The 13459-nt window shown below is 33.3% G+C and carries 11 protein-coding genes; all 11 read right to left on the bottom strand.

Annotation, left to right across the window (positions count from 1 at the left end):
- Positions 1-133: 133 nt before the first annotated feature.
- The 11 genes from ffh to recG all read right to left on the bottom strand — a co-directional run bounded on the left by ffh (position 134) and on the right by recG (position 13439).
- Positions 134-1501, bottom strand: a complete 1368-nt coding sequence (ffh, locus tag HMPREF2897_RS00045) for a signal recognition particle protein (protein ID WP_002446275.1) — start codon at positions 1499-1501, stop codon at positions 134-136.
- 30 nt (positions 1502-1531) lie between these two features.
- Entirely contained in the window at positions 1532-1864 is a 333-nt protein-coding gene (locus tag HMPREF2897_RS00050; RefSeq protein WP_002457379.1) for a putative DNA-binding protein, read from the bottom strand.
- A 1-nt stretch (position 1865) separates the two neighbouring features.
- Positions 1866-3092 carry a signal recognition particle-docking protein FtsY gene (ftsY, locus tag HMPREF2897_RS00055; RefSeq protein ID WP_002496451.1) on the bottom strand — a complete coding sequence of 409 codons (1227 nt, stop codon included), beginning with the start codon at positions 3090-3092 and terminating at the stop codon, positions 1866-1868.
- Positions 3089-6658, bottom strand: coding sequence for a chromosome segregation protein SMC (gene smc, locus HMPREF2897_RS00060; RefSeq protein ID WP_070592390.1), 3570 nt, complete (start codon positions 6656-6658; stop codon positions 3089-3091). The genes ftsY and smc overlap by 4 nt, the downstream gene beginning before the upstream one ends.
- A gap of 126 nt (positions 6659-6784) precedes the next feature.
- Positions 6785-7522 carry a ribonuclease III gene (gene rnc, locus HMPREF2897_RS00065; RefSeq protein ID WP_002446271.1) on the bottom strand — a complete coding sequence of 246 codons (738 nt, stop codon included), beginning with the start codon at positions 7520-7522 and terminating at the stop codon, positions 6785-6787.
- A gap of 114 nt (positions 7523-7636) precedes the next feature.
- Positions 7637-7870, bottom strand: a complete 234-nt coding sequence (locus tag HMPREF2897_RS00070; protein WP_001830184.1) for an acyl carrier protein — start codon at positions 7868-7870, stop codon at positions 7637-7639.
- Positions 7871-8032: 162 nt separating this feature from the next.
- Positions 8033-8767 (bottom strand): 3-oxoacyl-[acyl-carrier-protein] reductase, encoded by a 735-nt coding sequence (fabG, locus tag HMPREF2897_RS00075; protein ID WP_070592392.1) that lies wholly within the window; start codon positions 8765-8767, stop codon positions 8033-8035.
- On the bottom strand, positions 8760-9689 hold the full coding sequence (fabD, locus tag HMPREF2897_RS00080) for an ACP S-malonyltransferase (RefSeq protein ID WP_002486275.1): 930 nt from the start codon (positions 9687-9689) through the stop codon (positions 8760-8762). Before fabD ends, fabG begins: the two co-directional genes overlap by 8 nt.
- Position 9690: 1 nt before the next feature.
- On the bottom strand, positions 9691-10668 hold the full coding sequence (plsX, locus tag HMPREF2897_RS00085) for a phosphate acyltransferase PlsX (protein ID WP_002457382.1): 978 nt from the start codon (positions 10666-10668) through the stop codon (positions 9691-9693).
- A gap of 1 nt (position 10669) precedes the next feature.
- Complete coding sequence (gene fapR, locus HMPREF2897_RS00090) at positions 10670-11230, bottom strand: transcription factor FapR (protein ID WP_001830099.1); 561 nt, start codon at positions 11228-11230, stop codon at positions 10670-10672.
- A 160-nt stretch (positions 11231-11390) separates the two neighbouring features.
- Positions 11391-13439, bottom strand: a complete 2049-nt coding sequence (gene recG / locus HMPREF2897_RS00095; RefSeq protein WP_002446266.1) for an ATP-dependent DNA helicase RecG — start codon at positions 13437-13439, stop codon at positions 11391-11393.
- Positions 13440-13459 lie beyond the last annotated feature (20 nt).

Consider the following 13459-nt stretch of genomic DNA (forward strand, 5'->3'; position numbering starts at 1 on the left):
AGTAAATCGTACTTTTGGTTATGCATGTGCTTTAAATCAAGCGTTTCTGTTAATTTTGTTAACAATCCTTATTAAGGTTCAAAAAAATCAAGCATCGAAGACACTCTCAAGTTTCGATGCTTGATTTCATAAATTAAAACGGTAAGTTCATACCCTTTAACATATTTTGCATTTGGTTTCGTTTAGCTTTTTTACCTTTACCGCCACCAGTAAATTGTTTCATCATTTTCTTCATATCATTAAATTGTTTCATTAGTCGATTAACTTCTTGTAAAGATCGGCCGGATCCTTTTGCAATACGTTTTTTACGCGATACATTTAATGTTTCAGGGTTTGAACGCTCTTTAGGTGTCATAGATTGTATAATCGCTTTAATATGATCAATTTGTTTATCACTCATATTAAGCTTATCTAAACCTTTCATTTTATTCATACCAGGAATCATTTTCATTATATCATCTAAAGGACCTAAATTCTTAACTTGATCTAACTGTTCTAAGAAATCATCTAATGTAAATGATGACTCTCGCATCTTCTTCTCTAGATCTTTAGCCTTTTCTTGATCTACATCTTGTTGCGCTTTTTCAATGAGACTTAAAACATCACCCATACCTAAAATACGCGAAGCCATTCGTTCAGGGTGGAATAATTCTAAACCATCCAATTTCTCACTCATACCTACAAATTTAATAGGTTTTTGGGTAACGGAACGGATTGAAAGTGCTGCACCACCACGTGTATCACCATCTAATTTAGTCAATGTTACACCTGAAACATCTAATTGTTCATCAAATGATTGTGCCACATTCACAGCATCTTGACCTGTCATTGCATCAACAACAAGCATAATTTCATCTGGTTTAGAAATTTCTTTAACTTCTTGAAGCTCATTCATAAGTGTTTCATCAATATGCAAACGACCAGCTGTATCAATGATAACGAAATCTAGATGTTCTTCTTTAGCATGTTTTAAAGCATTTTCAACAATTTGTTGTGGTGATACTTGATCACCTTCACTATACACAGGGATATCAATTTGTTTACCTACTGTTTGTAATTGATCAATAGCAGCTGGACGATAAATATCTCCTGCCACAAGTAAAGGTTTCTTGTTATATTTTTTACGCATTAATAATGCCAACTTACCTGCTGTCGTCGTTTTACCTGCACCTTGTAAGCCTACCATCATAACAACAGTTGGTGGTTTGTTTGCCATCTTAATGGATGTATTTTCTCCACCCATTAAGCTAGTAAGTTCTTCTTGTACGATTTTAATAACCTGTTGGCCAGGTGTTAAAGATTGCATGACATCAGAACCTAGCGCACGTTCTGAAACAGTCTTAACAAATTCCTTAACAACTTTGAAGTTAACATCGGCTTCCAATAACGCTAATCTCACTTCACGCATCATCGTTTTAATGTCTGCTTCTGTTACTTTCCCTTTACCACGCATTTTTTGCATCGTGGCTTGTAAGCGATCGGATAATCCTTCAAATGCCATAACGTTTGCCCTCCTTTATTATAATGATCACTACTCTAATTCTTCTAATTGAGTGATATATTGTTTAAGCAACTCAGGTTGATTAAGTGATTGTTTCATTAAGTTATATAATTCACGACGTTTCTCGAATCTTTGGTATAGTCGTAATTTCGATTCATAATCTTCTACTAAATCGCCAGTTCTTCTTATATTATCATAAACTGCTTGTCTACTCACTTCAAATGTATCAGCAATTTCACTTAAAGAATAATCTTGTAAATAAAATAATTCGAGATAATTTTTCTGTTTATTTGTAAGCAAACTTTGATAAAAATCAAATAGATAATTCATACGCAATGTTTTAACTAAATCATTTTGTCCCATTTTAGTTACCTTCTTCAGATTCAACGGATGAATTTCTAGAGATTTCTTCAGGAATATCTTCATTTTGTTCTATCATATCAGCAAATAATCCATATACATAGCTTTCAGGATTAAACGGTTGTAAGTCATCCATTTTTTCACCTAAACCAACATATTTAACTGGAATGTGTAACTCATTTCGAATTGCTAATACAATACCCCCTTTAGCAGTACCGTCTAATTTAGTTAAAACTATACCTGAGACATTTGTAACTTCCTTAAATGAACGTGCTTGTGAAAGTGCATTTTGACCAGTTGTTGCATCTAAGCATAATAAAGCTTCATGGGGGGCATCAGGTATTGCTCGATTAATCACACGTTTCATTTTATCTAACTCTTGCATTAAATTAGATTTATTTTGCAAGCGTCCTGCAGTGTCACAAATTAAAATATCTACGTCTTTATTTTTTGCTGCATTAATCGCATCATATACTACTGCTGCAGGGTCAGAACCTTCGTTTTGACTCACAACTTCAACGCCAACACGTTCTCCCCAGACGTTTAATTGTTGAATTGCTCCAGCTCTAAAAGTATCACCAGCAGCTAACATTACTTTTTTACCTTCTTGTTGATAACGATAAGCTAATTTACCAATTGTTGTTGTTTTGCCGACACCATTCACACCAACCATCAGTATGACATTTAAACGTCCATCTTCAATATTCATTGCTTCAGAATGATCGTCCTCTTGATGATAGATTTCTACAATCTTCTCAACTATAACCTCTCTTAAGTCTTCTGTTTCTTGTATATTACGTCTTTGTGCTTCTGTACGTAGCTCATCAGTTAATTTCATAACAGTATTAAAACCAACGTCCGCAGTAATAAGCATTTCTTCCAGAGCTTCGAAGAAATCTTCGTCAACTTTTCTATATCGAGCAATTAAATTATTTAACTGTTCTTGGAAGTTTTGACGTGATTTTTCCAAACCGGCCTTGAATTTTGCTCCAATTTTTTGAGCTTCTATTTCTTCAAAATCTTCAATCGATATCAAGCCATCTTCGTCAAAATCAGCTTCACTTAATTTTTTAGGTTTCTTTTTGGGTTTAACTTGTTCATCAGAATCATTCGGATCCATTGAATCTGAATCACTGTTAACATTTGAATCTACAGATTCATCCAGGTCTTTTTGAATATCATCTTCATTTTTACTAGAAAATTTATCTTTCAGACGTTTAAAAAAACTCATGCTTGTTCCTCCTTCATAACCTCATCTATTGTATTTAGGTTGACGCTAACTAACTTAGAAACACCAGACTCTTGCATTGTTACACCATATAAACGATCAGAAAACTCCATCGTTCCCTTCCGGTGTGTAATTACAATGAATTGTGTTTCCGTAGATAATTCATTTAAATATTGAGCATATCGTATCACATTAGCTTCATCTAATGCCGCTTCTACTTCATCTAGTATAACAAAAGGTGCTGATCGAACTTTGAGAATGGCGAACAATAGCGCTATAGCACTTAAAGCACGTTCACCACCGCTTAATAATGAAAGATGTTGTAATTTCTTTCCTGGCGGTTGCACGATGATATCAACGCCAGCAGACAAATAGTCATCTTCAGTTAAACGAAGTTCTGCTTGTCCACCACCAAATAATTGCTTAAACACTGTCGTAAAATGATCTTGAACTGCATGAAATGTTGTTTTAAAACGTCCTTCTACTTCTTTATCCATTTCATGAATGATTTGTTCTAAGGTTTCTTTTGCTTCTCTTAAATCTGTTCGTTGCTCATTTAAAAATGTGTATCGCTCATTCAACTCTTCAAATTGTTCTATTGCATTTAAATTTACAGGACCTAATTCATCGATCGACATCTTCGTTAATTTTACTTTTTTACGCAAATTGTCAATAGTTTCATCAGAATCATATTCCATTCTTGCACGTTCTACTGTGAGTTGATACGTGTCATTTAAATGATCTATTGCATGATTAATTAATACATCTAGCTTTGATTGTTTTGCTTTAATATCTTGATAATGATTTTCTATAGAAAGTATATCTTGATGACATTTTTGAAGCTGACCTTCATTCATTTCGATTTTCTCATTAAAATCTTTACGTTGCTGTTTAATCTCACTAAGTTGTTGATTTAAATTTTGTCTTACATTTTCTTGTTGCTGAATTTGCTCTTTCAACTTTTCAAAAGCATCTTCACCCATCATTTCATCTGAATTAAACAATTTGATTTTTTCATTTACTTCAAGTTTTTGACGTTCTGAATCGCTAAGTTGTTTATCTAAACGTTCGTGTACTTGCTTTTGCGATTTAATTCTCTCTTTAACAACAGCTAAATCAGATTGTTTTTGATGTAGTTGCTGTTGTGTTTGATGTGTCGAAGCTTTTCCCTCTTTTGATAATTGTGTATATCTTTCAATATCATTTTCTAGTTGCTTCAATTGTTGTTGTATCTCAGTTAAATGATTTTGCTTTTCTTTTAAAGTTTCTTTACTTTTATCACTTTGATATCCATCATTTTTTTCAAATTCGAACTCTTCATGTTCATTTTTAAGATGTGCTTCTTGTGTTTTTAGTCTATCTAGTTCTAATTCGTGATGATGTACTTGTTCTTTTAAATTGTTGTACTGCTGACTTGCACTAAAATATTGTTCACTTAATTGTTCAGCTTGTGTTTTTTGTTCTTTAAACTGACGTTCAAATTCTGCTGTTTGTCGTTGATAATCTTCAAGTTGATTTCGCATTGTTGATAATTCATCTTTTTGTGACAATATACTTTTTGTTTTACGTGCTCCTCCTCCTGTCATGGAACCACCAGGATTTACAACATCACCTTCTAAAGTTACTATTCTTGTCCGATATCGAATGGCACGTGCAAGTTCATTTGCATGTTTTAAATTTTCTACAATGATGGTATTACCTAATAAATTTTCAATGATGTTTTGATATTTAGCAGATACATTTATAGCATCAGATGCAATATTAATAAATCCTTGTGAACTACGAGCTACATCTTTAATCTCAGCAGCTACATGTCTTGGTTGAATCACGTTTAATGGTAAAAAAGTAGCACGACCTAGACCTCTTTGCTTCAAGTACTGGATTGCTTGACGACCGTCTTTTTCATTATCAACAATAACGTGCTGTAACGATGCACCTAAGGCGGTTTCAATTGCTTGCGTCATTTCTGAAGGAACGTTAATTACTTCTGCAACCGCACCATGAATCCCTCTTAGTTCTTTATCTTTTGCTTTCAAAATGTGCTTTACACCATTAAAGAAATACGTGTAATCTTCCTCTTGAGTAGCTAAACTATCAATTCTTGATTTTAACTTTTCATTATAACGATAGGCTTGATATAGTTTATTTTCATATTCAGAAAGAAGTCTTTTAGAATCTGTCAACTGTCGTTCTAATTGTTGAATATTTTGTTCTACTTTTTGCATAGATTTCTTAGAACTTTGATATGCCTTGTTTGTTTGAGTAATATTTTGTTGAATGTCCTTAAGTTGATTGAAAGCCTCTACTAAACGCGAATCTAATCGTGATTTTTTTGCTTCATTTTCATTGATTGTATGTTCTAAAAATCTTATATCATTATTAACATCTGATTGTTCTGACATCAATGTATAATAACTATTTTTAATTTCTTCCAGTTTTTCGTCGTGTTGTTCATCAGATACATAAAGAAGTGACTCTAATTCTTGAACTTCCTTGTTTAATTGCTTTTGCTTATTTTTCAAATCGGCTAATAATTTTTCATTTTGAGCTTTTTCATTTTTAATAGAATCAATTTGTGATTCTAAATTATCTAATTCTTCCTCATATCTTGCATTTGTTTCTGATTGGTTTTTCTTTCGTTCTTCTAATACATTTAGCTTACCTGATAATTGCTCATAATTCTCAGTTGCTTTAACTAATTCATAATTTAACTTTTCAATGTCATAATCGTTTTGTTGGCGTTTACCTTTATATCGTTGTAGTAACTGATTGATTTGAGCTTGTTGACCTTCTTTCTCAGCCTGTTGACTCTTTAGGTGATTTAAACGCTCATCTAATCGTTGATTATCTTCGGTATAATGATCAATGTCAGATACTGTAACGATGACATCACTTTGCTCCATTTCTTTAGATAATTGCTTATATTCTTTAGCAATGGCCGCCTCTTCTTTTAACGGTTCCACTCGTCCCTCTAAATCATATAAGATATCTTCGACCCGATTAAGATTATCTTCAGTATGGTCAAGTTTTTGAATCGATTCAGCTTTACGCTTTTTATATTTAAGTACTCCAGCAGATTCTTCAATAATTTGTCGACGATTGATTGGTTTTGCATTCAATATTTCATCTACTCGTCCTTGAGAAATAATACTAAATGCTTCCTTTCCAAGTCCTGAATCGAGAAATAAATCTATAATATCCTTTAACCGTGCACGATCATTATTTAAATAATATTCACTCTCACCACTTCGATAGAGACGGCGTGTGACAACTAATTCCTCAGAATCAATTTGTAATTTTTGTGAATGATTATCTAATTTAAGTTTTACTTCAGCAAAATTTTGAGCTTTTCTATGTTCAGCACCTGAAAAAATGATATCTTCCATTTTAGCACCACGTAGTGATTTGGCAGATTGTTCACCTAGTACCCATTTAATTGCATCAGTAATATTACTTTTACCACTTCCATTAGGACCAACAATAGCTGTCACACCTTTATCAAATTGAACATTGGTATGGTCGGCAAAAGATTTAAATCCTATGGCATCAATTGATTTTAAATAAACCATTGTATTCTCCTTATCACAGTCGTGTTGAGTTGATAAGCTTGGGGCTATATTAACAATTATTCAAAATTATCAATATAGATTGAAGCTTTATATGATGATCAATCATAGATTATCATATTTTTATAATTATAATGATTTTTTATTTTTCATTAGTTTATACGCTTGTTCTGCTGCCTTTTGTTCGGATTCCTTCTTTGTCTTTCCTTTACCCTCTGCAACTGCTTTATTTTCTAAAATCACTTCCGATGTAAATAGTCTATGATGTGCGGGACCCTCTTCTTTAATTAATTGGTATGTCACATCTCCTTTATTTTGGCTATGCACATATTCTTGAAATTGTGTTTTAAAGTCTACGACACCAACGAGCTCGTCATCTTCTACATACGGAAAGATAACTTTTTCAGCAAATGTCCATACTGTGTCTAAACCTTGATCTAAATATAGTGCACCTACAAAAGCTTCAAAAGCATCTGAAATAAGGGAAGGTCTTGTTCTGCCTCCTGTCTTCTCTTCACCTTTACCTAATAAAATCAGTTCGTTTAATTTAATTTTATTCGCAAATATCACAAGTGAAGGTTCACAAACAATTGTTGCGCGCATCTTTGTCAAATTACCTTCTGGTAAATGAGGATGTCTGTCAAAAAGATAGCGTGAAACCGTCAATTCTAATACCGCATCACCTAAAAATTCTAAACGTTCGTTGTGTTCTAAACGATTCATATTAAAGTCATTAATAAAACTTGAATGAGAGAAAGCTTGTTGATATAAATCAATATTTTTAAAATGTAATCCTAACGACTTCATTTTATCAGTAAATTTTTGTTGAAAATCATGTACCATTTCTTTCTTTTTCTGGTTAGCCACAACCTAACCTCCTAACTATAAAGTTTAAAAGCTTAATTTAATTTTACGTGAAAACAGACTAAAACTAAAGAAAAAATCTGAGCCGACGAGAAGACGACTCAGATATTAATCATTTTATTTTTCAAGGCTGTTGATGTATTTAACAGCATCACCAACAGTGTTGATTTTTTCTGCTTCTTCATCAGGAATTTCAGTACCAAATTCGTCTTCTAATTCCATTACTAATTCAGCGATATCAAGTGAGTCAGCGCCTAAATCATCTTTGAATGATGCGTCTTCAGTTACCTTGTCAGCATCTACGCCTAAACGATCAACGATGATGTCTTTTACTTTATCGAAGTTTTCCACGTCGCTTCACCTCCTTTTAAAGAGTCTTTTGATAGACTATTTTATTTTCCCATTTTACTTTCTAAAATACAAGTAGAATTTTAGAAACACTTAATACATGTGTATTTAGTGTTTCTTATACATGAGCCTCAGCTCATGTGTTCGTTTGCTTCTTTTCGAACATTACATATACATTCCGCCGTTAACATGAATTGTTTGGCCTGTAATATATTTAGCTTTATCAGAAGCTAGGAAGGCAACAGTATTAGCTATATCTGTATCTTCTCCAAAACGTTTTAAAGGAATTTGCTCTAACATTTGATCCTTCAAATCATCACTTAAAGCATTTGTCATATCTGAAACGATAAAGCCAGGTGCTACAGCGTTCACTGTAATACCTCGTGATGCTAGTTCTCGTGCTGCAGTTTTAGTTAATCCAATAACACCTGCTTTTGTTGCAACATAGTTTGCTTGTCCAGGATTACCCATTGCACCAACAATACTAGTTAAATTAATGATTGCACCACTACGTTGACGTAACATTTGTGGCGTTACTTTTTGAATACAGTTAAACACGCCTTTTAAGTTCGTATCAATCACGTCATCCCACTCTTGTTCTTTCATGCGCATAAGTAAGTTGTCTTTAGTTATTCCTGCATTGTTAACTAATACGTCTACAGAACCAAATTGACTTACCACTTCTTTAATCATTTCTTTAACTTCATCGCCTTTTGCAACATTGGCTTGTATTGCAAAACTTTCTACACCTTTAGCTTTAATTTCTTCAACAACTGCTTCTGCTTTATCTTTACTTCCAGCATAATTGATAGCTACATTATATCCTTCTTCTGCTAATTGCAATGCAATGCTTCTACCTATACCACGAGAAGCACCTGTAACTAAAGCACTTTTATTCATGATTATTATTCCATCCTTTCACATCTTCAAGTGTTTGAATTGAAGTGATTTTTACATCTCGATTAATTTTTTTGATGAGCCCAGATAATACTTTTCCAGGTCCAATTTCAATAAAGTGATCGACACCTTGATTAATCAACCACTCCGTTGATTGAATAAATTGAACAGGTAAATATAATTGTTTAACCATATTGCGTTTAATTACTTCGGCATCGGTTTCTCCCTTTGCATTAACATTCTGAACAATTGGATAATTAGCATTATGCCACTCAAATTGATTAATGAAATTAGCAAAATCCTCTTCAATAACTTTCATCATTGAAGAGTGAAAAGGACCGGAAACAGCTAACGGAAGAACGCGTTTAGCTCCAAGTTCTTTGCCCTTTTCTACTAATTCATCAATTAAAGGTTTATGTCCAGACACCACGATTTGACCTGGTGAGTTAATATTAGCAGGTTCAATTAACTGTTCATTTGTAGATAACGTTTGACATATCTTATCAACATCATCATAGTCCAAACCTAATACTGCTGCCATACCTCCAACACCGTTAGGAAACGCTTGAGCCATAAGTTGGCCACGTTTACGTACAATTCTAACTGCATCTTCAAAAGCTAATACACCACTAGCAACTAAACTTGAATATTCTCCTAAGCTATGTCCCATAGTATAATCTACTTTTAAATGATTTAAAGATTCTAGTAACGCAATACTATGTGTTAATAGTGCAGGTTGTGTATTTTCTGTTTCTCCTAATTTCCCATCATTATCATTAAACATCGTTTCTAACAAATCAAAGTCTACTGTCTCTTGAGCTAAATTTAATACTCGAGTCGAGCGTTCTTCTTCGTTATATAAATCACTAGCCATCCCTACTTTTTGTGCACCTTGACCAGGGAATACAACTGCTATTTTACCCATTTTACTCACCTACTGTATCTTTCATAATTTGAACGATATTCTCTTCACCAGCAATTTTTGCTTGTCTAATTGCAGAATAAAATGCTTTAGCGTTTGAACTACCGTGAGCTTTTACAACCGTACCATCTAAACCTAATAATACTGATCCACCATATTCTGAGTAGTCCATTTTCTTAGCAAATGTGTCTAAATCTTTTTTCAACACTGCACCAGCTAATTTATTTTTGAAGCTACTCATTATTGTTTCTTTCAACATTTTACCTATAGACTTTGCAGTGCCTTCAAGATTTTTAAGGACCATGTTACCTGTATAACCATCTGTTACTACGACATCAACATTTCCATCCATAAGTGTTTTTGCTTCAATATTACCTGTAAAGTTAAATGATTGATTTTTCTCAAATAAATCATATGCTTTTTTAGTTAAAGAATTTCCTTTAGCTGCTTCAGTGCCAATATTAAGAAGTGACACTGAAGGATTTTGAATACCGCGAATTTTTTGAGCGTAAATATTTCCTAATTGCGCATATTGTAGTAAATGTTCTGCTTTAGCGTCAGCATTGGCACCAACATCTAAGAACACAAACCCTTTGCCATCAGTAGTGGGCAATGTTACAACTAACGCAGGTCTTGCTACGCCTTTAATACGTCCAACAATAAATAACCCAGCTGACATTAAAGCACCTGTATTTCCCGCTGATACACAACCATCAGCTTCACCTGATTTTACCGCCTCAGCCATCTTAACCATGGAGCTATCTTTTTTACGTTTAATTGCACGTACTGGTTCATCTTCCATTTCAATCTTTTCGGTACAATGTCGAAACTCTATACGCTCATGACTTAAATTGTATTGTGATTCGTCACCAAAAAGAATAATTTCCAAATCTTTAAAGTCTTCGACAGCTTTTTTAACTGCATCTAATACAATACCAGGCGCATCATCTCCACCCATCATATCTACAGCAATTTTAACCATTTCATTCATCCTCACTTGTATAGTACATTTTGAATTTCCCTTTAAAAACTAACATATCTGAAACATAAGAATTCACTTCAATAATATAATGTTTATCTGTTATATCTATGACACGGGCATCTGCTCGAACTGTGTCATTTAATTTTACTTTTTCTTTAAATTCAACTTGACTTTCATGTGTCAATACTATTGGTTTATGTATAAGAGCTACACATAATGAGTTAGCTTGTGCAAATAAGACATGCCCTCTAGCAATCTCACTTTTTGCAAAAACAGAATCAATTGTAATTTCAATTAGAGATTGCGCGCTAACATCAGGATTCACTTGAATCAAATCACCTATAATTTCATTGGCCTCTATTGATTTGATTCGGCCATAATTCTGTTCAGCGACTAATTTAATTCTTTTACGTAACTCAGGAATATTTAAATGTGTGCGATCTAAACGTATGGTTTGAATACTTACATCAAACTTCTCACACAATTCATAATCAGTGATGAAGGGGTTTAATTCGATAGCCTCTTTAATGGCTACTCGTCTATCGTTTTTCTTTAATTTCACACGCTCACCCCTCATTTTAGTACCAAGTCTTAAATATTCCTTAAATATCATAACACTTTCTTTATCTATTACTCAACAATAAACTGTATCAATCTATATTCAGCTGATCGTATCTTTTTATAAAATCAAAATATATCTTTGAATAGTATAATATTTTTTTCTAATCAAAACGAATGTGGCGTAAGTTTTGTTTAATAAACTCTCTTAAATGACTATATTGTTGTTCGAAAAATTGGCCAGATTGTATAAGTTCTGCTGCTTCATCTCTAGCAACTTCAAGCATACGATAATCTTCTACTACATTTGCTACAAGAAAGTCTGGAAGACCGCTTTGTTTTACTCCAAAAAAATCTCCTGGACCTCTCATTTCTAAATCTCTTTCACTTAATTCGAATCCATCAGTAGTTTGAGTCATAATGGTCATACGTTCAATACCTGTTTCAGTCTTGGGAGATGCAATTAATACACAATAACTTTGATGTTCACTACGACCAACACGCCCACGTAATTGATGTAATGTAGATAAACCAAATCGATCTGCATCATAAATCATCATAAACGTTGCATTAGGTACATTTACACCCACCTCAACTACAGTAGTAGAAACTAAAATATCTATTTCATGTTCACTGAATTTTTGCATGACTTGATCTTTATCTTCAGCAGTCATTTTCCCATGTAATAATCCAACTTTTTCATTACCGTAATCACTTTGTAAGGATTCATAAAGTTCCACAACATTTTGTACATCTTCTAAATGCTCAGAGCTTTCAATTAATGGACAGATCACATAGGCTTGTCTACCCTTTTTTAATTCATTCGACATTTGTGCAAGTACTTGATCATATTGCTCATGTTTTGCCCAACTTGTTTTTATAGGTTTTCTGCCTTTTGGTAATTGTTTAATTGAAGATACATCCATTTCACCGAAAACAGAAATAGCGAGTGTTCTAGGGATTGGTGTCGCTGTCATAAACAACACATTGGTCATCGCACCTTTTTCTCTTAGAATTTGTCGTTGGTTAACACCAAATCGGTGCTGTTCATCTGTAATGACTAATCCAACATTATTGAAGACAACATCATCTTGTATCAAGGCGTGTGTACCAATCAAACAATCGATAGTTCCATTTTCTAATTGTTCTAGAAGAAGTCGTCTTTTTTTCCCTTTAACAGAACCAGTTAATAAAGCTACGTTCATTGTATTACCAAATAGTTGCATCAAACTTTCAGCGTGCTGTTCAGCTAAAATCTCCGTTGGAACCATTAATGCAGATTGATATCCTGCAGTTTTTAAGGCGTACATACAAATTGCTGCTACCACAGTTTTGCCGGATCCAACATCACCTTGTAACAACCGATGCATACGAATAGGCGCCTTTAAATCACGAAATATTTCATTGACACTAACTTTTTGAGCATCAGTTAACTCAAATGGCAAACTATCAATAAATTGTTTTACTTTATTTATATCGTAATTAATTTCAATAGCCTCATCTGATGTCTTTTCTAAGCGATTTAACCATTGCATACGTAGCTCAAACATAAATAGCTCTGTAAATGCATAAGTTCGTCTAGCTCTTAGCAAGTTTTGTTTATCAATAGGATGATGTAATGTTTGAATTGTATATGCTAAAGTTTCTAATTTATACTTTTCTCTGAGGTCATCAGTCAACCATTCATGAATTGTAACATCACTAAGTGCCTGTCTAATGTTATCTCGTAACTGCTTTTGTTTTATTCCTTCTTTAACTCGATATACTGGTTCTAAATGGGCATCCTCTTGATTTTTTTGATCATTAAAAAAAATACGATTACCATTAATCTCTTGTTTATTACGATTCCATTTCCCTTTTATAGTGACAATACTATTTAGTTCAAGTTTCTTTTTTAAATATGGTTGATTAAAAAATACGCATTTAACAGCGATATGATTTATCATAAGATGGACAGTTAATTTCGATTTATTACGACCAAAAAAAGCAACAGTTGGACTGGAATAAACCTCACCTTGCACTGTTACAGTTGCTTGATCGTCTGCTTGATTTAAATCAATAACAGTATTATCTTCATAACGTGTCGGTAAGTATAATACTAAATCTTCAACTGATTTAATATTTAATTCTTCTAACAACGCTAAACGTTTTGGACCTATACCTTTAATTTTATCTAATGCATACGGGCTCTCAATAAGATGAACTTTTGACATGATGAATCACCTATTATTTT

Source organism: Staphylococcus sp. HMSC065D05 (genome assembly GCF_001813195.1).
Lineage (GTDB): Bacteria > Bacillota > Bacilli > Staphylococcales > Staphylococcaceae > Staphylococcus > Staphylococcus epidermidis.